1 protein-coding gene is annotated in these 23,351 nt (G+C 76.1%); it reads right to left on the bottom strand.

Features of this window, described 5'->3' with window-relative positions; all coding sequences use genetic code 11:
- Positions 1 to 62 precede the first annotated feature (62 nt).
- A complete protein-coding gene (locus ACZ5NJ_RS21525) occupies positions 63 to 23,252 on the bottom strand; it encodes a type I polyketide synthase (RefSeq protein WP_468766692.1) in 23,190 nt (7,729 codons plus the stop codon).
- Positions 23,253 to 23,351 lie beyond the last annotated feature (99 nt).

Genomic DNA, 23,351 nt, shown 5'->3' with positions numbered 1-23,351 from the left:
CCGGAGTCCGGCGGGAGGGGGGTGCCGGGTGCGGGGCGTGGTGGCCCCGCACCCGGTCCGGTTCAGGAGATCCCGAATTCCTTGCCGATGAAGTCGAACATCTCGTCGTCGGTGGCGGTGTGGAGGCCGTCCGCGACACCGGCCGCGTCCGGCTCCGCCGGGCCCGCGGGCGCGGTCCACCGGTCCAGCAGGTGGCGCAGGTGCGCGGTGACCGTGTCGCGGAGGTCCGTGCCGGCCGATGCCGTGCCCTGCAACTCCGTCTCGATCCGGTCGAGTTCGGCGAGCAGGCCGGTGACGTCCCGGGCGGCCGGTGCGGCCGCGGTCCCGAGGTGGTCGGCGAGTTCGGCAGGGGTCGGGTAGTCGAAGACGAGCGAGGGCGGCAGCCGCAGCCCCGTGTCCTCGCCCAGCCGGTTGCGCAGCTCGACGGCGGTCAGCGAGTCGAACCCGAGGTCGCGCAGCGCCTGCCCGGGCCGGACCGCCCGGGGCGAGGCGAGTCCCAGCACCGCGGCGACGTGCTCGCACACCAGGTCGAGCAGCAGGGTCTGCCGTTCGGTGGCGGAGAGGCCGGCCAGCCGGGCCGTCAGGTCCCCTCCGGCGGCGCCGGACCGCCCGGAGGCGGCCGTGTCCGCTCCGCCGGCGGCTGTGGAGCGCCGGGCCGGGATCCGGACGAGGGAGGTGAGCAGGGCCGGCAGGGTGCCGGCCGCGGCCTGCCGGCGCAGCTCCGCCTGGTTCAGGCGAACCGGGACGACCGCGCTGTGCGGGTGCGCCGTCGCGGCGTCGAAGAGGCCGAGGGCCTCCTCGGTGCCCAGGGGCAGGACGCCGCTGCGGGACATCCGACTCCGGTCGGCGTCCGTCAACTCACCCGTGATGCCGCTGCTTTCGCCCCACAGTCCCCAGGCCAGGGACACGGCCGGCCGGCCGGCGGCGCGGCGCTGGCGGGCGAGGGCGTCCAGGAAGGCGTTGGCGGCGGCGTAGTTGGCCTGGCCCGCCGCGCCGAAGACCCCGGCGGCGGAGGAGAACAGGACGAAGGCCGAGAGTTCCATGTCGCGGGTGAGTTCGTCCAGGTGCAGGGCGGCGTCCACCTTGGGGCGGAAGACGCGGTCGATCCGCTCCGCCGTGAGGCCGGTGAGGATCCCGTCGTCGGTCACACCGGCCACGTGCACCACACCGGCCAGGGGGTGCCGCTCGGGTATCGCGGCGAGGACCCGGGAGAGGGCTTCCCGGTCGGCCACGTCGCAGGCGGTCACCGTGACGCGGGCCCCCAGCGCGGCGAGTTCGGCTTCCAGTGTGTCCATGCCCTCGGCCGCGCCGCCCCGGCGGCTGACGAGCAGCAGGTCGCGTACGCCGTGCCGGGTCACCAGGTGCCGGGCGACGTGCCGGCCCAGCAGCCCGGAGGCTCCCGTGACCAGGACCGTGCCGCCGGCCGTGAACGCCGGTCCGGCCTCGCCGGGGAGGAGCGGGGGCTCGGTGCGTGCCAGCCGGGGGACGAGGACCGTTCCGCCGCGTACGGCGAACTGCTCCTCCCCCGTGGCCAGCAGGGCGGGCAGGGCGCGTACGGACGCCGGATCGCGGTCGAGGTCGACCAGGACGAAGCGGCCCGGGTTCTCCGACTGGGCCGAGCGCACCAGGCCCCAGACCGCGGCCTGCGCCGGGTCCACCTCCTTGTCCCCGTCCTCCGTGCCGCGGCCCTTGGCGGCGACGGCGTTGGCGGTCAGGACGGCCAACCGGGAGCCGGTGTTCCGGTCGTCGGCGAGCCAGCGCTGGAGCAGTTCCAGGGCGCGGTGGGCCGTCGCGTGGACGTGGGCGACGGGGTGGTCGCGGTCCGGGTGGACGTCGACGGCCGCGAGGAGGACGGCGGGCGCCGGCGTGTCCTCCGTGTCGGCCGGGTCCGCCGGGTCGGAGCGGAAGGTGACGTCCGTGCCGGAGTCCTCCAGCGCCGTGCGCAGCCCGTCGTCGCCGCCGACGAGGGTCCACGGCCCGTTCGGACGGTCCACGTGCTCCTCCGGGGTGAGGGGAAGGGGGGTCCAGTCGAGCCGGTAGAGCGAGTCCTGCCGCCCGTGGGCCCGTCCGGCCTCGGCCAGCTGCTCCGCCGAGACGGGGCGCAGCACCAGGGAGTCGACGCGGACCACGGGCCGGCCGGTCTCGTCGGTGGCCAGCAGGGCCACCGCGTCGGCGCCGGCCGGGACGATCCTGACCCGCAGGGAGCGGGCGCCGGTGGCGTGGACGCTCACCCCGTTCCAGGCGAACGGGATCCGGCCCCGTCCGGCATCGGGCAGCAGGCCGCCGAGGCCGATCGCGTGGAGGGCCGCGTCCAGCAGCGCCGGGTGGACGCCGAAGCCGGTGACCCCGGTGTCCTCGGGCAGCGCCACCTCGGCGAACACCTCGTCGCCGCGCCGCCACAGGCCGTGGAGGCCCTGGAACACCGGGCCGTAGCCGAAGCCGAGGCCGGCCAGCCGCTCGTAGGCGCCGCCGGTGTCGAGGGGGTCGGCGCCGGGGGCCGGCCATGCGGAGAGGTCTGGGGTCGGCTCCTGCGGTCCGTGCGCGGCCACGGACACCACGCCGGTCGCGTGGCGGGTCCACGGCTCGGCGGGGTCGGCGGTCTCGGGCCGGGAGTAGACGTCGACCGTACGGTGCCCGGTGGCGTCGGGCGCGCCGACGACGACCTGGAGTTGCACGGCAGCGTCCTCGCGGAGCACGAGGGGGGCGCCGAGGGTGAGTTCGTCCACGCGGTCGCAGCGCACCTCGTCGGCGGCGCGCAGTGCCAGGTCGACCAGGGCGGTGCCGGGCAGCAGGACGCTGTCCATCACGGTGTGGTCGGCGAGCCAGGGGTGCGTGGCCGGGGACAGCCTGCCGGTCAGCAGGGCTCCCTGGCCGTCGGCGAGGGGTACGGCGGCCCCCAGGAAGGGGTGTGCGGCGTCCACGAGCCCGGCGGCGGCCACGTCGCCGGCGGGTGCGGCCGGGGCGAGCCAGTAGCGCCGGTGGTGGAAGGCGTAGGTGGGCAGGTCGACGGGGTGGCGGGCCGGCCCGGTGTGGACGGCGGCCCAGTCGACGGGGGTGCCGTGGACGTGGAGGCGGGCGAGGGCGGTGGTGACGGCGAGTTCCTCGGCGCGGTCGGCGCGCAGCAGCGCGACGGCCACCGCCCGCTCGTCGAGCACCTCCTGGGCGAGGGCGGTCAGGATCCCGCCGGGGCCGATCTCCAGGAAGGTCCGCACGTCCTCGGCGGCGAGGGTGGTGACGGCGTCGGCGAAACGGACGGCCTCGCGGACGTGCCGCACCCAGTACTCGGCGGAGCCGAACTCCTCGGCCGTGACAACGCGCCCGGTGAGCGTGGAGACCACCGGCAGCGACGGCGCCGCGAACGACACCGACTCCACGACCTGGCGGAAGGCGTCCAGCATCGGATCCATCAGCGGCGAATGGAAGGCGTGGGAGACGGCGAGGGCCTTCGTCTTACGGCCCTGATCCGACAGCCGGTCCACCACGGCGGACACCGCGTCCCCGGATCCCGAAAGGACCACGGAGGTAGCACCGTTGACGGCGGCGATCCCCACCCGGTCCTCCAGCCCGGACAGCAGCTCCCGCACCTCCGCCTCGGAGGCCTCCACCGCCACCATCACTCCACCGGACGGCAGTTCCTGCATCAGCCGGCCGCGCGCGGCGACCAGCTGCGCGGCGTCTTCGAGGGACAGCACACCCGCGACATGCGCCGCCGCGAACTCCCCGACGGAGTGCCCGGCGAGGAAGTCGGGGCGCACGCCCCAGGACTCCACCAGCCGGAAGAGGGCCACCTCGACGGCGAACAGCGCCGGCTGGGTGTATTCCGTACGGTTCAGCAGCTCGGCGTCCTCACCGAACACCACGTCCCGCAGCGGCAGTTCGAGGCAGGGGTGCAGGGCCGCGCAGGCGGCGTCGAAGGCTTCGGCGAACACCGGGAAGGCGGCGTGCAGTTCGCGCCCCATGCCCAGGCGCTGGCTGCCCTGCCCGGAGAACAGGAACGCGGTCCTGCTCCCGTCGGCGGGTCCGCCGGGCTCGGCTTCGCCCCGTACGGCACCGGCCGCCTGCCGGCCCGTGGCGATGGCCTCCAGGGCCGCCAGCAGTTCCGCGCGGTCCGTGCCCACGGCGGCGGCACGCCGTGCCATCGCGGCACGCGACACGGCGAGCGAGCGTCCGATGTCGGCGAGCCCGAGGTGCGGGTGCTCGGTGACGTGGGTCGCGAGGCGCCGCGCCTGGGCGCGCAGGGAGGTCTCGCCCTTGGCCGACAGCACCCAGGCGACGGCCCCGGGCTCGACGGAGGTGTCGGAGGCGGACGGTTCGGGTTCCGCTCCGGGTGCGTGTTCCAGTACGACGTGGGCGTTGGTGCCGCTGACGCCGAAGGAGGAGACGCCCGCGCGGCGCGGACGGCCACCGTCCCCGGCCCATGCGCGGGCCTCCGTCAGCAGCCGTACCGTTCCGGTCGACCAGTCCACGTGGGGGGACGGCTTGTCGGCGTGCAGGGTCCTGGGCAGGACCCCGTGGCGCATCGCCATCACCATCTTGATCACACCCGCGACGCCAGCCGCGGCCTGCGTGTGCCCGATGTTGGACTTCAGGGAGCCCAGCCACAGCGGCCGGTCCGCCTCCCGCTCCTGACCGTAGGTGGCCAGGAGCGCCTGGGCCTCGATCGGGTCGCCGAGGGTGGTGCCGGTGCCGTGGGCCTCCACGGCGTCGACGTCCGCCGCCGCGAGTCCGGCCTGCGCCAGCGCCTGGCGGATCACCCGCTGCTGCGCGGGCCCGTTCGGGGCGGTCAGACCGTTGGACGCACCGTCCTGGTTCACCGCCGATCCGCGGACCACCGCGAGCACCCGGTGGCCGTTGCGGCGGGCGTCGGAGAGCCGCTCGACGAGGAGCATGCCGGCCCCTTCGGCCCAGCCGGTGCCGTCGGCGTCGGCGGAGAACGCCTTGCAGCGGCCGTCGGCGGCCAGGCCGCGCTGGCGGCTGAACTCGACGAAGGTGTTCGGGGTCGCCATGACGGTGACGCCGCCGACCAGGGCCATGGAGCATTCGCCCTGGCGCAGGGCCTGCGCCGCCAGGTGCAGGGCGACCAGCGACGAGGAGCACGCCGTGTCCACCGTCACCGCGGGGCCTTCGAGGCCGAAGGTGTACGAGAGCCGGCCCGAGGCCACGCTGCCGGAGGTGCCCATGCCGAGGTGTCCTTCGAGGCCCTCGGGTACGGTCCCACCGAGTTGCGAGCCGTAGTCGTGGTACATGACTCCGGCGAAGACGCCCGTACGGGAACCGCGCAGGGTCGCCGGATCGATCCCGGCCCGCTCGAACACCTCCCACGAGGTCTCCAGCAGCAGCCGCTGCTGCGGATCCATCGCCAGGGCCTCACGCGGCGAGATCCCGAAGAAACCGGCGTCGAACTCGGCCGCCTCGTAAAGGAATCCACCCTCCCGCGCATAACTCGTACCGGAGTGATCCGGATCCGGATGGAACAGCCCGTCCAGCGCCCAGCCCCGGTCGGACGGGAAACCACCGACGGCGTCACCGCCCTCCGCGACCAGCCGCCACAGATCCTCCGGAGAACGCACCCCACCCGGATAACGGCAGCTCATCCCCACGATCGCGATCGGATCGTCGGCCGCCACGACCTGACCGGCCACGGCGGACGCGGCGGTGTTGGTGGTGCCGCTGTCGCCGCCGAGGAGTTCGGTAAGGAGCAGGCGGGTCAGCGCGTCGGGGGTGGGGTGGTCGAAGACGAGGGTCGCGGGCAGTCGCAGACCGGTGGCGGTGTTGAGGGTGTTGCGCAGTTCGACGGCGGTCAGCGAGTCGAACCCGAGGTCCCTGAACTGCCGGTCCACCGCGACGGACCGGGCGGACGCATGGCCGAGGACCGCCGCCACCTGGGTGCGGACCAGGTCGAGGACGGATGTGTACCGCTCGTCCTGCGGCAGGGCGGCGAGCCGGCCGGCCAGCGGGCTCTGACCGGGCGCCGTCTGCGGGGCGCCGTCGAGGCTGCGCCGTACGGAGGTGCGGACGAGCTTCCGCAGCAGTGGCGGCAGGGCGCCCGCGCGGGCCTGGGCGTGCAGTGCCCCGGTGTCCAGGCGGACGGGGACCAGTACGGGCCGTTCGGAACGGCAGGCGGCGTCGAAGAGCGCCAGGCCCTCGGCCGCCTCCAGGGCGATCAGGCCGGAACGGCTGATCCTGTGCCGGTCGGCGGCGGCCAGTCCGTCCGTGAGGGTGCTGCTCTGGGCCCACAGGCCCCAGGCGAGCGACACGGCGGGCAGTCCTTCGGCCCGGCGGGACGCCGCCAGGGCGTCGAGGTAGGAGTTCGCGGCACTGTAGTTGGCCTGCCCGGCGCTGCCGAGGGTGCCGGCGGCGGAGGAGAACAGGACGAAGGCGGACAGCCCTGCGTCGCGGGTCAGTTCGTGCAGGTGGAGGGCCGCGTCGGCCTTGGGGCGGAACACCCGGTCGACGCGTTCCGGGGTGAGGGCGGCGACGGTGCCGTCGTCGGTCACACCGGCCGCGTGGACCACGGCGGTCAGGGGGTGCTCGGCGGGCACGGTCGCCAGCAGGGCGGCGAGCTCGGCGCGGTCCGCGACGTCGCAGCCCACCGTCCGGGCCTCGGCGCCGAGTTCACGCAGCTCCTCGGCGAACTCGGGTGCGCTGGGCGCGTCCTGGCCCCGGCGGCTGGCCAGCAGCAGGTGCCGGACTCCGTGTTCGGTGACCAGGTGGCGTGCCACGAGCCGGCCCAGCGCACCGGACGCGCCGGTGATCAGCACGGTTCCGTCGGCCGGGAAGGACACGGGGGCGTCCTCGGCCGGGGCGGGGTCGCCGGCCCGCACGAGCCGCGGAACGAACAGGGCTCCGTCGCGGACCGCGACCTGGGGTTCCCCGCAGGCCACGGCGGCCGACAGGCCCGCGGTGTCGTCGCCGTCGGCGTCCACCAGCAGGAACCGGCCGGGGTTCTCGGACTGGGCCGAGCGTACGAGGCCCCAGACGGCTGCCTGTACGGGGTCCACGGTGCTTGCGGCGGCCCCGGTGGCGGCCGGTGACGCGTCGACCGCGCCGCGGGTCACGACGACCAGCCGGGAAGCGGCGTAGCGGTCGTCGGCCAGCCACTCCTGGAGCAGTTCCAGGGCCCGGCGCGTGGCCGCGGCCGGTGCGGTCCCCTCCGCCGGGTCCGGCAGCGTGACGGCCACGTGCCCGGGTACGGGGTTCCCGTCCAGCTCCGCGAGGCGCCCGCACCGGACCGGTACGGCGGCCTCCGGTCCGGCCTCCGGTCCGGCGACCGGTTCGCACCGTTCCCACGCCACGCGGAACAGCGCGTCCCGCGGCCCGGCGCCGCCGTGGGCGGTGGCGCCGGCCTCGGCGAGCTGCTCGGGGGTCACCGTGCGCAGGAGCAGCGAGTCGACCGAGGCGACGGGCCGTCCGAGGCCGTCGCTGATCCGCAGCTCCACCGCGTCCGGCCGGCTCGCGGCCCGGGTCAGGCGGACGCGCAGGGACGCGGCTCCGCTGCCGTACACGCTGACGCCGCTCCAGGCGAACGGGAGCCGGCCGGCCGGGTCGGCGTCGAGGAACTCCCCGACGCTCAGGGCGTGCAGGGCGGCGTCGAGGAGCGCGGGGTGCACGGCGAACCCGTCGGCGGGGGTTCCTTCGGGCAGCGCGACCTCGGCGAACAGGTCGCCCTCAGTGCCCCGCCAGACGGCGCGCAGGCCCTGGAACACCGGCCCGTAGCCGAAGCCGGCGTCGGCCAGCCGACCGTAGCAGTCGTGGAGGTCGACGGCGGTGGCACCCGCCGGGGGCCATGCGCCGTCCGTCTCCGGCGGGGTCTGGTGGGTGTCGGGGGTGAGGAAGCCCGTCGCGTGGCGGGTCCAGGCGTCCTCCCCGGCGGTGTCGGTGGCGGCTTCGGCACGGGAGTAGACCTTCACCGGCCGCCGTCCCGATGCCTCTTCCTCCGCTCCGACGACCACCCGGACCTGGACCGCGCCCTGCTCGGGCAGGACCAGGGGTGCGGCGAGGGCGAGTTCCTCGACGCGGCCGCAGCCGAGTTCGTCGCCGGCGCGTACGGCCATCTCCAGGAAGGCGGTACCGGGGAGGAGGGTCACACCGGAGACGGCGTGGTCCGCGAGCCAGGGGTGGGTCGCGAGGGACAGGCGCCCGGTGAGGAGGCAGCCCGCGCCGTCGGGCAGCAGGGCCGTCGCCCCGAACAGGGCGTGTCCGGCGCCGGCCAGTCCGGCGGCGGTGACGTCGCCGGTGGCGGCCGGGGCGTCGAGCCAGTAGTGCGCGTACTGGAAGGGGTAGGTGGGCAGGTCGGCACGGCGGCCGCCGCGGCCCGCGTGGACGGCGGCCCAGTCGACGGCGGTGCCGTGGACGTGGAGCCGGGCCAGGGCGGTGGTGACGGCCAGGTGCTCGGGGCGGTCGGCGCGCAGGACGGGGACGGTGAGGGCTCGCTCGTCCAGCACGTCCTGGGCGAGGGCGGTCAGGACTCCCCCGGGGCCGATCTCCAGGAAGGTCCGGACGCCTTCGAGGGCCAGGCAGTCGACGGCGTCGGCGAAACGGACGGCCTCGCGGACGTGCCGCACCCAGTACTCGGCGGAACCGAACTCCTCGGCCGTGATCAGGCGTCCGGTGAGCGTGGAGACGACCGGCAGTGACGGCGCCTCGAACGAGACCGACTCCACGACCTCGCGGAAGGCGTCCAGCATCGGATCCATCAGCGGTGAATGGAAGGCGTGGGAGACGGTGAGGGCCTTCGTCTTACGGCCCTGAGCCGACAGCCGGTCCACGACCGACTCCACGACCTCTTCCGCACCCGAAACCACCACGGACGTCGGCCCGTTGACGGCGGCGATCCCCACCCGGTCCTCCAGCCCGGACAGCAGCTCCCGCACCTCCCCCTCGGAGGCCTCCACCGCCACCATCACTCCCCCGGACGGCAGTTCCTGCATCAACCGGCCCCGCGCGGCGACCAGCTGCGCGGCATCTTCGAGAGACAGCACACCCGCGACATGCGCCGCCGCGAACTCCCCGACCGAATGCCCCGCAAGGAAATCGGGGCGCACACCCCAGGACTCCACCAGCCGGAACAACGCCACCTCGACCGCGAACAGCGCCGGCTGGGCACACCCCGTACGGTTCAACAGCTCGGCGTCCTCACCGAACACCACATCCCGCAAATGCAGTTCGAGGTGCGGATCCAGGGCGGCACACACGGCGTCGAAAGCCTCGGCGAACACCGGCAAGGCGGCGTGCAGTTCGCGCCCCATGCCGAGGCGCTGGCTGCCCTGACCGGAGAACAGGAACGCGGTGCGGCTGCCGCCCACGGGCGTGCCGGGTGCCGCTTCCGTCCTCAGGACCGCAGTGGGCGACGGGCGTCCCGCGGCGAGGTCCGCCAGCCCGGCGAGCAGTTCCTCGCGGTCCGTTCCGGTGACGGCGGACCGCAGCTCCAGGGCGGCCTTCGGGGCCAGGGAGAGGGCCACGTCGAGCGGGGGGAGGTCCCGGTGGGCGGTGAGATGGGCGAGCAGGCGTCCGGCCTGGGCGCGCAGTGCCGCCGGGTCCTTGGCCGACAGCGGCCAGACGACGGCCGTGCCGGGGGACGGTTCGGTCCGGGCCGGGGCCTCGTGCAGTGCGGGCTGCTCGATGACGACGTGGGCGTTGGTGCCGCTGACGCCGAAGGAGGAGACGCCCGCGCGGCGCGGACGGCCGTCCCGCTCCGCCCACTCCTGTGCCTCGGTCAGCAGGCGCACGTCCCCCGCCGACCAGTCCACGTGCGGAGACGGCTCGTCCACGTGCAGGGTCCTGGGCAGGACCCCGTGGCGCATCGCCATCACCATCTTGATCACACCCGCGACGCCGGCCGCGGCCTGTGTGTGCCCGATGTTGGACTTCAGGGAGCCGAGCCACAGGGGCCGGTCCGCCTCCCGCTCCTGACCGTAGGTGGCCAGGAGTGCCTGGGCCTCGATCGGGTCGCCGAGGGTGGTGCCGGTGCCGTGGGCCTCCACGGCGTCGACGTCCGCCGCCGCGAGTCCGGCCTGCGCCAGCGCCTGGCGGATCACCCGCTGCTGCGCGGGCCCGTTCGGGGCGGTCAGACCGTTGGACGCACCGTCCTGGTTGATCGCGGTGCCCCGTACGACGGCCAGCACCTGGTGGCCGTTGCGGCGGGCGTCGGAGAGCCGCTCGACGAGCAGCATGCCGGCCCCTTCGGCCCAGCCCGTACCGTCCGCCGAGGCCGAGAAGGCCTTGCAGCGGCCGTCGGCGGCCAGGCCGCGCTGGCGGCTGAACTCGATGAAGATGTTCGGGGTCGCCATCACCGTCACACCGCCGACCAGCGCCATCGAGCACTCGCCCTGGCGCAGGGCCTGCGCCGCCAGGTGCAGGGCGACCAGCGACGAGGAGCACGCCGTGTCCACCGTCACCGCGGGGCCTTCGAGGCCGAAGGTGTAGGCGACGCGGCCGGAGGCGATGCTGCCCGCGCTGCCGTTGACGAGGTACCCCTCGAAGCCCTCGGGGACGACGGAGAGCCGGGAGCCGTAGTCGTGGTACATGACTCCGGCGAAGACCCCCGTACGGGAACCGCGCAGGGTCGCCGGATCGATCCCGGCCCGCTCGAACACCTCCCACGAGGTCTCCAGCAGCAACCGCTGCTGCGGATCCATCGCCAGGGCCTCACGCGGCGAGATCCCGAAGAAACCGGCATCGAACTCGGCCGCGTCGTAAAGGAATCCACCCTCCCGCGCATAACTCGTCCCGGAGTGATCCGGATCCGGATGGAACAGCCCGTCCAGCGCCCAGCCCCGGTCGGACGGGAAACCACCGACGGCGTCCCCACCCTCCGCGACCAGCCGCCACAGATCCTCCGGAGAACGCACCCCACCCGGATAACGGCAGCTCATCCCCACGATCGCGATCGGATCGTCGGCCGCCACCACCTGACCGGCCACGGCGGACGCGGCGCTGTTGGTGCCGCTGGTGCCGCTGGTGTCGCCGAGGAGTTCGGCGTGCAGGAAGCGGGTGAGGGCCAGGGGGGTGGGGTGGTCGAAGACGAGGGTGGCGGGCAGCCGGGTGCCGGTGGCGGCGCCCAGCAGGTTCCGCAGCTCGACGGCGGTCAGCGAGTCGAAGCCGAGGTCCTTGAAGGGGCGTTCGGGCTCCACCTGGTCCGGGGAGGCGTGGCCGAGGACCGTGGCGACCTGTGCGCGTACGAGGTCGGCGAGGAGGCGTTCCCGTTCCGTCTCGGGCAGTCCGTGCAGGGTCGCGGCCAGGGCGGAGGCCCGGTCCCCGGCTGCGGCGGAGGGGGTGCCGGCACCGCTGTGGGCCTTGCGGACCGGGGCCTTGACCAGCCCGCGCAGCAGGGCGGGGACCGTGTCCTCGGCCGCCTGGACGCGGAGTCCGGCGTGGTCCAGCGGGACCGGGAAGAGCACGTCCGCGCCGTCCGCGCAGGCGGCGTCGAACAGGGCGAGGCCGGTGGCCGCGTCCATGGCGACGAGGCCCATGCGGCGGATCCGCGCGAGGTCGGTGGCGTCCAGCTTCCCGGTCATGCCGCTGCCGTCGGCCCACAGGCCCCAGGCCAGGGAGACGGCCGGCAGTCCGGCCGCGTGCCGCTGCTGGGCGAGGGCGTCGAGGAAGGCGTTGGCCGCGGCGTAGTTGGCCTGGCCGGCGCCGCCGAGCGTGGCGGAGACGGAGGAGAAGAGCACGAAGGCGGACAGATCCAGGTCACGGGTGAGTTCGTGCAGGTGCAGGGCCGCGTCGGCCTTCGGCCGCAGGACGTGGTCGACGCGGTCCGGGGTGAGGGCGGGGAGGATGCCGTCGTCGGTCACACCGGCCGCGTGGACCACGGCGGTCAGCGGCTGCCCGGCGGGCACGGTCGCCAGCAGGGCGGCGAGCTGGGCGCGGTCGGCCACGTCGCAGGCGGCGGTGGTGACCCGGGCGCCGAGGGCGGTGAGTTCGGCCTCGAAGGCGGCCGCGCCTTCGGCCGCGGGCCCCCTGCGGCCGGCGAGCAGGAGATGGCGTACGCCGTGCTCGGTGACGAGGTGGCGGGCGACGAGCCGGCCGAGGGTGCCGGTGGCCCCGGTGACGAGGACGGTGCCCTCGGCCGGGAACGCCGGGCGCCGCGGGGCCTCGTCGGCGGGGTGGTCCGTGCGGGGGGTGTGGGGTGTCAGGCGCGGCAGCAGGAGCGTGCCGCCGCGTACGGCGAGCTGCGGCTCGCCGGTGGCCAGGGCGGCGCGCAGGGCCTCCCGGCCGGGTCCGGCGTCCGGGTCGAGGCCCGGTTCGAGGTCGAGGAGGACGAAGCGGCCGGGGTTCTCCGACTGCGCGGTGCGGAGCATGCCCCAGACGGCGGCCTGGGCGGGGTCCAGCGCGGCGCGTTCGGCGGGGTCGGTGGCGACCGCGTGCCGGGTGACGACGACGAGCGGGGTCCGCTCGGACCGCTCCCCGGCGAGCCACTCCTGGATCAGCGCGAGCGTCCGGTGGGCGGTCTCCCGTACGGCTGCGGCCGGGTCGTCCGGAGCCGCACCGCCCTCGGGGTCCGGGCCGGCGAGGGCCACGGCGCAGTCCGGTTCGGGGGCGTCGGCGGGCGTACGGACCGGGGTCCAGTCGAGGCGCAGGAGGCCGTCGGAGCGGGGTGCGGCGGCCGCGCGCAGCCGGTCGGCGGGGACGGGGCGCAGGACGAGGGCGCCGACCGAGGCGACGGCCTGCCCCGCCGTGTCGGTGACCAGGACGGAGACGGTGTCCGGGCCGGCCGGGGTGAGCCGGACGCGTACGGCGGGGGCGCCGGAGGCGTGCAGGGTGACCGCGCTCCAGGAGAAGGGCAGCAGGGCCTGGCCGGTGGCGGTGCCGGAGAGCAGGCCGAGCCAGGAGGCGTGGAGGGCGGCGTCGAGGAGGGCCGGGTGCAGCCCGAACACGTCCGCGTCCGGTGCCGTGGGGGCGGGGAGGGCGGCGGCGGCGTACAGGGAGTCGCCGTCCCTCCAGGCTTCGGTGAGGCCGCGGAAGACGGGGCCGTAGCCGAAGCCGAGGTCGTCGAGGAGTTCGTAGAGGTCGTCGGTGGCGACCGGTTCGGCTCCGGGCGGGGGCCATTCCGCGAGCTCGGACGCCGCCGGGGGCGGGGCCGCTTCGGCGGACAGGGTGCCGCCGGCGTGGCGGGTCCAGTCGCCGGAGGCGGATGCCTCCTCGGGGCGGGAGTGGAGCTCCAGGGTGCGGCGGCCCTCGGGATCGGGGGCGCCGACCGTGAGGCGGAGCTGGACGCCACCGTGTTCGGGCAGGACGAGCGGGGCCTCCAGGGTGAGGTCCTCGATGTGGGCGCAGCCGGCTTCCTGCCCGGCCCGCAGGGCCAGTTCCACGAAGGCGGTACCGGGGACGAGCACGGCTCCGGAGACGGTGTGGTCGGCGATCCAGGGGTGGGTGGCGAGGGAGAGCCGGCCGGTGAGGACGCTGCCGCCGTCCGGGAGCACGACGGTGGCGCCCAGGAGGGGGTGTGCGGTGTCGGTGACGCCGATCGCGGTGGGGTCGGCGGTGGCCGGGACGTGCAGCCAGTAGGTCTCGCGCTGGAAGGCGTACGTGGGCAGCGGGATCCGGCGGGCGCCCTGGCCGGCGTACCAGGCCGTCCAGTCGACGGGGGTGCCGTGGACGTGGAGCCGGGCCAGGGCGGTGGTGACGGCCAGGTCCTCGGGGCGGTCGGCGCGCAGGACGGTGACGGTGACGGCTTGTGCGTCGAGGAGTTCCCGGGCGAGAGCGGTCAGGACTCCGCCGGGGCCGATCTCCAGGAAGGTCCGGACGCCTTCGAGGGCCAGGCACTCGACGGCGTCGGCGAAGCGGACGGCCTCGCGGACGTGCCGCACCCAGTACTCGGCGGAACCGAACTCCTCAGTCGTGACAACGCGCCCGGTGAGCGTGGAGACCACCGGCAGCGACGGCGCGTCGAACGAGACCGACTCCACGACCTCGCGGAAGGCGTCCAGCATCGGATCCATCAGCGGCGAGTGGAAGGCGTGGGAGACGGCGAGGGCCTTCGTCTTGCGACCCTGATCCGACAGCCGGTCCACCACGGCGGACACCGCGTCCCCGGTTCCCGAAAGGACCACGGAGGTAGCGCCGTTGACGGCGGCGATCCCCGCCCGGTCCTCCAGCCCGGTCAGCAGCTCCCGCACCTCCGCCTCGGAGGCCTCCACCGCCACCATCTGTCCACCGGACGGCAGTTCCTGCATCAGCCGGCCGCGCGCGGCGACCAGCTGCGCGGCATCTTCGAGGGACAGCACACCCGCGACATGCGCCGCCGCGAACTCCCCGACCGAATGCCCCGCGAGGAAGTCGGGGCGCACACCCCAGGACTCCACCAGCCGGAACAGCGCCACCTCGACCGCGAACAGCGCCGGCTGGGCGTACCCCGTCCGGTTCAGCAGCTCGGCGTCCTCACCGAACACCACCTCCCGCAGGGGCCGTTCCAGGTGTCCGTCCAGATGCGCGCAGACGGCGTCGAAGGCGTCGGCGAACACCGGGTGTGCGGCGTACAGTTCGCGCCCCATGCCCAGGCGCTGGCTGCCCTGTCCGGAGAACAGGAACGCGGTGCGGCCCGGTTCGTGGCCGGAGGCCGGGTCGGTGGCGCCGGTGATGACGTGGGGTGCGGTGCCCGCCGGGCCGTCGTCGGCGAGGAGGTCCAGGCCGCCGAGCAGTTCGGCGCGGTCGGTGCCGAGGACGGCCGCACGGTGCTGGAGGGCCGCCCGGCCGGTGGCGAGGGAGAAGCCGATGTCGGCCGGTGTGGCGTCCTCGTGCTCCGTGAGGTGGGCGCGCAGGCGCCGGGCCTGGGCGCGCAGTGCGGTGGCGGTCTTCGCGGACAGGAGCCAGGCGAGGGAGGTGCGCGGTGCGGCGCCGTCGCCGGTGTCGTCCGGGGCCGGGCCGGTCCCGGGGGCGGCCGGTGCCGGGGCCTGTTCGATGATCACGTGGGCGTTGGTGCCGCTCACGCCGAAGGCCGAGACCCCGGCCCTGCGGACGTGGTCCGGGGACGCGGGCCAGGCGACGGGGGCGGAGAGCAGTTCGACGGAGCCCGTGGACCAGTCGACGTGCGGGGTCGGGGAGTCCACGTGCAGGGTGCGGGGAAGTTCCGCGTGCTGGAGGGCGAGGACCAGCTTGATCACACCGGCGACGCCGGCCGCGGCCTGGGTGTGCCCGATGTTGGACTTCAGGGAGCCCAGCCACAGCGGCCGGTCAGCCTCCCGCTCCTGCCCGTAGGTGGCGAGGAGGGCCTGGGCTTCGATCGGGTCGCCGAGCCGGGTGCCCGTGCCGTGGGCCTCGACGGCGTCGACGTCGGTGGGCGCGAGGCCGGCGTCGTCGAGGGCCTGGCGGATCACCCGCTGCTGCGAGGGGCCGTTGGGGGCGGTGAGGCCGTTGGAGGCGCCGTCCTGGTTGACGGCGGAGCCCCGTACGACGGCCAGCACCCGGTGGCCGTTGCGGCGGGCGTCGGAGAGCCGCTCCAGGAGCAGCATGCCGGTGCCCTCGCCCCAGCCGGTGCCGTCGGCCGCGGCGGCGAAGGCCTTGCAGCGGCCGTCGGGGGACAGTCCGCGCTGGCGGCTGAACTCGACGAAGATGCCGGGGCCGGACATGACGGTGACGCCGCCCGCGAGGGCGAGGTCGCATTCGCCGCGGCGCAGGGACTGGACGGCCAGGTGGAGGGCGACGAGGGAGGAGGAGCACGCCGTGTCGACGGTGAGCGCGGGCCCTTCGAGGCCGAAGGTGTAGGCGAGCCGGCCCGAGACGACGCTGGCGGCCCGCCCGGTCAGGAGGTAGCCCTCGACCCCTTCGGGGGCCTGGCGCAGGCCCGAGGCGTAGTCCTGGCCGTTGGATCCGACGAAGGTGCCGGTGCGGGTGCCCTTGAGCGTGGCGGGGTCGATGCCGGCGCGTTCGAAGGCCTCCCAGGTGGTTTCCAGGAGGAGGCGCTGCTGGGGGTCCATGGCGAGGGCCTCGCGCGGGGAGATCCCGAAGAAGGCGGCGTCGAAGTCGCCCGCGTCGTGGAGGAACCCGCCTTCGCGGGCGTACGTGGTGCCCGGGTGCTGCGGGTCGGGGTGGTAGAGGGCGTCGAGGTCCCAGCCGCGGTTGTCGGGGAAGCCGGAGAGGGCGTCCCGGCCCTGCGAGAGGATCGTCCACAGGTCCTCGGGGGAGGTCACCCCGCCGGGGAAGCGGCAGCTCATGGCGACGATGGCGACGGGCTCGTCGTCGGCGGGCCGGGCGGCGGGCGCGGTGGCGGGCGTACCCAGGCGCGGGCCTCCGGCGAGCTGGGCGTCGAGGTGGGCGGCGAGTTCGGCCGGGTTGGGGTAGTCGAAGACGACGGTGGTGGGCAGCCGCAGACCGGTGGCGCCGGCCAGGCGGTTGCGGAGTTCGATGGCGGTGAGCGAGTCGAACCCGGTGTCGCGGAAGGCCCGTTGGGGCTGGACGGCGTCGGCGCCGGAGTGGCCGAGGACGGTCGCGGCCTGGGTGCGGACGAGTTCGACCAGGGCGCGGAGCCGGTCGGGGCCGGGGAGTGCGGCCAGCTGTCCGGCGAGCGCGGGGCCGGCCGCGGCGGGGCCGTGCGCGCCGGCGGGCGCGGCGGCGCCTTCGAGGAGGCGGCGGGCTTCGGGCAGGCGGTGCAGCAGGGGGTAGTCGCCGGTGTGGGCGAAGGCGCGGACGAAGCGCTCCCAGTCGATGTCGGCGACGGTGACGGCCGTGTCCTCGTGTTCCATGGCGCGGCGCAGGGCGGCGATGCCGAGGTCGGCGGGCATGGGGAGGATGCCGCGGCGGGTGAGGTGTTCCTCGGCGTGGCGGCCCATCATGCGGCCGCTGCCCCAGGAGCCCCAGGCGATGGCGGTGGCGGGCAGGCCCTGGGCGCGGCGGTGGTGGGCGAGGGCGTCGAGGTGGGCGTTGGCGGCGGCGTAGCCGCCCTGGCCGCCGTTGCCGACGACGCCGGCGATGGAGGAGAAGAGGACGAAGAAGTCGAGGTCGAGGCCGGCGGTGAGCTCGTGCAGGTGGAGTGCGGCGTCGGCCTTGGGGCGCAGGACGTGTTCCAGCCGGCCGGTGGTCATGGCGTCGAGGACGCCGTCGTCGAGGGCTCCGGCGGTGTGGATGATGCCGGTGAGGGGGTGCTCGGCGGTCAGGGTGGCGAGGAGCGCGGCGAGGGCGGTGCGGTCGGCGGCGTCGCAGGCGGCGAGGGTGGCGCGGCAGCCGAGGGCGGCGAGTTCCTCGCGGAGTTCGGCGGCGCCTTCGGCGGCGGGGCCGCTGCGGCTGGTCAGGAGGAGGTGGGTGGCTCCGGAGCGGGCGAGCCAGCGGGCGACGTGGGCGCCGAGGGTGCCGGTGCCGCCGGTGATCAGGACGGTGCCGTGGGGGCGGGCGAGGGTGTGCTCGCCCGTGGGGGCGGCCTGGGCGGCGGGGGCGCGGACGAGGCGCCGGGCGAGGGTGCCGTTGGCGCGGACGGCGAGTTCGTCCTCGCCGGCGGGGTCGGCGAGGAGGCCGGTGAGGAGGTCGAGAGTGCGGGCGTCGAGGGTCTCGGGCAGGTCCACGAGGCCGCCCCAGCGCTGTGGGTATTCGGCGCCGGCGACCCGTCCGAGGCCCCACACCTGTGCCTGGGCGGGGTGGCGGAGCGGGTCGGCGGGGCCGGTGGCCACGGCCCCGGAGGTGGCGCACCACAGGGGGGCGCCGACGCCGGCGTCGCCGAGGGCCTGGACGAGGGCGAGGGTGGCGGCGAGGGCGGCCGGCACCCGGTGTCCGGGCATGTCGGCGGGGTCTTCGGCCAGCAGGGAGAGGACCCCGGTGACCGTGTCGGCGCTCTGGCCGTCGCGGCCGAGACGTTCGGTCAGGAGTTCGGCCACGGCCTGCCGGTCGGGGTGGGCCGCCGGGTCGAGGGCGATGCGTTCGACGCGGGCGCCGCACGCGGTGAGGGCGTCGTGGACCGCGGTGGCGGTGGCGCCGTCCTGCCGTGCGGTGGTGGTGACGAGGAGCCAGGTGCCGTGGAGGGCGGCGCGGCTGCCGCGCCGGGCCGGGGTGTCGGCGGGGGTCCAGGTGACCCGGTAGCGCCAGCCGTCGACGCGGGCGGTCCGGGTGGAGCGGCGGCGCCGGTCGGCGAGCCGGGTGACCATGCTGTCGAGGGAGGCGTCGGGGGCCAGGTCCAGTGAGCTGGTGAGGGCCCGGACGTCGGTGTTCTCGACGGCGGCCCAGAAGCGGGCCTCCTCCTCGCTGTGGCCGGCGCCGGTCGCGGTGGCGGCCGGTGCGGCGGTGTCGAGCCAGAGGCGGCGCCGCTGGAAGGGGTAGGTGGGCAGGTCGGCGGGGCGCGGGCGCAGCCCGGCGAACGCGGCGGCCCAGTCGGCGGGGACGCCCCGGGTCCAGGCTTCGCCGAGGGAGGTGAGGAAGCGGGCGGAGCCGCCGTCGCCGCGGCGCAGCGACGGGAGGACGTCCACGGTGGCGGCGGCGTCCTCGGCGGTCTCCTGGAGGCCGACGGCGAGCACCGGGTGGGGGCTGCATTCGACGAGGACCTGGCGGCCGTCGGCGATGAGGCGGCGGGCGGCGGGCTCGAAGCGGACGGTGGTGCGGAGGTTGGTGTACCAGTAGGCGGCGTCGAGGGCGGCGGAGTCGACGACGTCGCCGGTGACGGTGGAGTAGAACGGCACGCGGGGGGTGAGCGGGGTGATGCCGGCGAGGGCTTCGCCGAGTTCGGCCTCGATGAGTTCCACGTGGGCGGAGTGGGAGGCGTAGTCGACGGGGACCCGCTTGGCGCGGACGCCGTCGGCGGTGCAGGCGGCGAGGAGTTCGCCGAGGGCGTCGGCGTCGCCGGAGACGACGGTGGAGCGGGGCCCGTTGACGGCGGCGATGCCGAGGCGCTCGCCCCACTGCTCCAGGCGGCGGGTGACGTCGGCGAGGGGTTCGGGGACGGAGACCATGCCGCCGAGTCCCGCGAGGCGGGCGAGGAGGCGGCTGCGGAGGGCGACGACCCGGGCGGCGTCGTCCAGGCCGAGGGCGCCGGAGACGGCGGCGGCGGCGATCTCGCCCTGCGAGTGGCCGATGACGGCGGAGGGCTCGACGCCGAAGGAGCGCCACAGTTCGGCGAGGGACACCATGACGGCCCACAGGGCGGGCTGGACCACGTCGTCGGCGCTGTCGAGGGCGGGGGCGCCGGGGGCGCCGCGCAGGACGTCCTCCAGGTGCCAGTCCACGTACGGGGCCAGGGCGCGGCCGCAGGCGGCGATCCGTTCGCGGAACACGGCCGAGGTGTCGAGGAGTTCCACGGCCATGCCGGCCCACTGGGAGCCCTGGCCGGGGAAGACGAACGCGACGCGGCGGCCGTCGGCGGCCGTGCCCCGGGCGGTGCGGGGCGTGGCGCCGCCGGCGGCGAGGGCGCGCAGGCCCTCGGTGAGTTCGGCTTCGGTGGCGCCGGTGACGACGGCGCGGTGTTCGAAGGCCGTACGGGTGGTGGCGAGGGCGTGGCCGGTGTCGGCGGGGCGGGCGCCGGGGTGCGCGGCGGTGTGGGCGAGGAGGGCTTCGGCGCGGGCGGCCAGCGCCTCGGGGCTGCGGGCCGACAGGATCCAGGGCACGACGGGGGCGTCGGCCGGGCTGTCCGCGTCCGGGGCGGGGTCGGCGGCCGGGGGGCCGGCGGGGGCCTCTTCGAGGATGGCGTGGGCGTTGGTGCCGCTGATGCCGAAGGAGGACACGCCGTAGCGGCGCGGGCGGCCGGTGGCGGGCCAGTCCACGGCGTCGGTCAGCAGCCGGACCCGTCCGGCGGACCAGTCCACGTGCGGGGAGGGGACGTCGGCGTGCAGGGTGCGGGGCAGGACACCGTGCTGGAGGGCCAGGACGGACTTCAGTACGCCGGCGATGCCCGCGGCGGCCTGGGCGTGGCCGATGTTGGACTTGAGGGAGCCGAGCCACAGCGGCCGGTCCTCGGGCCGGCCGCGGCCGTAGGTGGCGAGCAGGGCCTGGGCCTCGATGGGGTCGCCGAGCCGGGTGCCCGTGCCGTGGGCCTCGACGGCGTCGACGTCGGCGGCGGTCAGCCCGGAGTTGGCCAGGGCCTGGCGGATGACGCGCTGCTGGGCGGGGCCGCTGGGCGCGGTGAGTCCGTTGGAGGCGCCGTCCTGGTTGATGGCGGAGCCGCGGAGGACGGCCAGGACCCGGTGGCCGCTGCGGCGGGCGTCGGAGAGCCGCTCCAGGAGGACCATGCCGGCGCCCTCGGCGAGGCCGAATCCGTCGGCGTCGGCGGAGAAGGCCTTGGAGCGGCCGTCGGGGGCCAGTGCGCGCTGCTTGCTGAACTCGACGAAGGAGCCGGCCGTCGGGAGCACGGTGACGCCGCCGGCCAGGGCCAGGGAGCATTCGCCGGTGCGCAGCGACTGGGCGGCCAGGTGCAGGGCGACGAGGGAGGAGGAGCAGGCGGTGTCGACGGTGACGGCGGGGCCCTCGAAGCCGAAGGTGTAGGCGAGGCGGCCGGAGGCGACGCTGACGCTGTTGCCGGTCAGCAGGTAGCCGCTGATGTCCTCGGGTGCCTCGTGGAGGCGGGGGCCGTAGTCCTGGTTCATGGCGCCGACGAAGGTGCCGGTGCGGGTGCCGCGCAGGGTGGCGGGGTCGATGCCGGCGCGTTCGAGGACCTCCCAGCCGGTCTCCAGGAGGAGCCGCTGCTGGGGGTCCATGGCGAGGGCCTCGCGCGGGGAGATCCCGAAGAACTCCGGGTCGAAGCCGGCGGCTTCGGGGAGCATGCCGGCTTCGCGCTGGTAGTAGCGGCCGGGGCGGCCCGGTTCGGCGTCGTAGAGGCCCTCGACGTCCCAGCCGCGGTCGGCGGGCAGGGCGGAGACGGCGTCGCCGCCCTCGGAGAGCAGCCGCCACAGGGCCTCGGGGGTGTCCGTGCCGCCGGGCAGCCGGCAGCTCATGGCGACGATGGCGACGGGTTCGTCCCAGGCGGCGGTGGTGGTGTCGGCGTCGGATGCGGCCGCGTCCTCGGGGGTGCCGAGGGCTTCGGCGAGGATCCGGCGGGTCAGGGAGGCCGGGGTGGGGTGGTCGAAGGCGACGGTGTGCGGCAGGAGGAGTCCGGTGGCCTCGTTCAGGCGTCCACGGAGCTCGACGGCGGTGACGGAGTCCATGCCGAGGTCGCGGAAGGCCTGTCCCGGGGCGACGGCGTCGGGGCCGGGCAGCCCCAGCAGGGCGGCGGTGAGGGACCGTACGAGCGCGGCGGCGGTGGGCTCCCGGTCGGCCTCGGGCAGCAGGGCGAGCCGGCCGGCCGGGGCGGGGGCGGTGTCGGCGGAGGGCCGCCGGAAGGGGTAGGTCGGCAGCGGTACGCGGTCTCCCGGGGCGGCGGGGAGGACGGTCGCCCAGTCGACGTCGATGCCCTGTACGCAGGCCTCGGCGAGGGCGGTGTGCAGGCGGCGCGGGCCGCCCTGGCCGCGGCGCAGGGTGGCGACGGTGACGGCGTGGCGTCCGGCGGCCGCGGCGGTCTCCTGCACGGCCGCGGTCAGGGTGGGGTGGGGGGCGATCTCCACGAGGGCCTCGTGGCCGTCGGCCAGCAGGGCGTGGGTGGTCTGCTCGAAGCGGACCGGACGGCGCAGGGCCTCGAACCAGAAGGCGGCGTCGAGGGTGCGGCCGTCGACGAGGCCGCCGCCGGCGGAGGAGTAGAGCGGGGTGTGGCCGGCGCGGGGGGCGAGGCCGCCGAGGGCGGAGAGCATCCGGTCGCGGACGGCGTCGACGTGCGCGGAGTGGGCGGCGGCGCCGAGGCGTACGCCGCCGCAGCGGACGCCGTCGTCCTCCAGCTCGGCGCGCAGGGCGAGGACGGCGTCCGCGTCGCCGGAGACGACGTGGGAGCCGGGGCCGTTGTGGGCGGCGATGACCAGCCGGCCGGCCCAGGGGGCGAGCCGCTCCTGGAGGAGGTGACCGGGCATGCTCACGGCGAGCATGTCTCCGCCGTGTCCGGCGAGTTCGGCCAGGGCCCCGCCCCAGGCGTGGATGGTGCGGGCGGCGTCCTGCGGGGTGAGGACGCCGGCCAGGCGGGCGGCGGCGATCTCGCCGATGCTGTGGCCCGCGTAGGCGCGGGGGCGGACGCCGTGGGCCTGCCAGGTCTCGGCGAGGGCGATCTGGACGCCGAAGGTGGCGGGGACGCTGACGTCGGGGGTGTCCAGGCCGGGGGCGTCGGGGGCGCCGCGCAGCACGTCGGTGAGGAGCCAGCCGGTGAAGGGGGCGAGGGTCTCCTCGCAGCGCAGGGCGGCGGTGCGGAAAGCGGGCGAGGCGTCGAGGAGTTCCGCACCCATGGCGGGCCACTGGCCGCCGATGCCGGACAGGACGAAGGCGGCCTGACGGGCGGCGCCGGCGCCGGCGCCCCGCACCACGTCGGGGGCGAACCCGCCGTCGGCGAGGGTGGCCAGCCCGTCGAGGAGCCGGTCGCGGCCGTCGCCGAAGAGCACGGCGCGGTACGGGAAGTGGTGCCGGGCCGTGGCGAGGGCCCGACCCACGGCGGCGGGGCCGAGGCCGGGGTGCGCGGTGAGGTACTCGCGCAACTGCCGCGCCCGCGCCCGCAGCCCCTCGGGCCCGGCGGCGGAAACCACCCAGGGCCCGGCCTCCCCACCCTGGCCACCCCGGCCGTCAGCCCCACCGGGGCGGGGGCCGGTGGCCGCGTCGGGGCCGGGGGCGGCCGCGTCGGGGCTGGTGGCCGCCTGACCGGCGGAGGCCGGGGCCGGGGCCGGGGTGAAGTGGCCGGTGGACGTGAGGGTGGCGAGGACGCGGTCGCCGGCGGCCTGGGCCGCGGTGAGGGGCTTCAGCAGGACGGCGCCGTAACCGCCGGTCGCGGAGTCCGGTGCGCCCGGCAGGTGTACGCCGGGACCGGCGGCCAGGGCGAGGGCGCTCTCGCCCCGGCCGAGACTCGCGTGGGCGGCGCGCAGGGCGTCGGTGCCGGTGGGGAGGCGGCGCAGCAGCGGGGTGGTTCCGGGGGCGAGCCGCAGGGCGGCGCCGACCGCGGCGGCGGCCGCCTCCTGTGCCGGGAGCCCGGCGCCGGCCCCGTCGGGGACGGCGAGGAAGACGCCGGGGCGCGGGCCGGCGGCCGGGACGGCGCCGGCGTCCTCCAGCGCCTCCCACCAGGTCTCCGCCGCGGCCGGCCCGTACGGCAGGGTGCCGGTCCGGGCCGGGTCGGAGAGGTCCCCGGCGGCCTCCACGAGGAACTCCGCGAGGAACTCCGCGTCGTACGCCGCGTCCGTGCCGGTGGCCTCCGGCGGCCGGTGCGCCGCCCCGATCGCCACGATCACCTCGTGGGCGCCCTTCCCGGACTCCTCCGGCATCGCTACAGACTCGCGCGTCATGTGTGCTCCATCGACCCGTTGAACTACTGCTGATGTGACGGTTCCGCAGCGCCTCGGGGCGTGCGGGCGTGCCGGGGAGTGGCCCCCGTGCTGTTCCCC

Source organism: Streptomyces sp. NPDC032091 (assembly GCF_055580265.1).
This window is presented reverse-complemented; position numbering and strand designations above follow the sequence as displayed.

What these genes read in the sequence shown, in the direction of transcription:
- ACZ5NJ_RS21525 (WP_468766692.1), bottom strand. Translation starts at nt 23,252, where the DNA reads ATGACGCGCGAGTCTGTAGCGATGCCGGAGGAGTCCGGGAAGGGCGCC.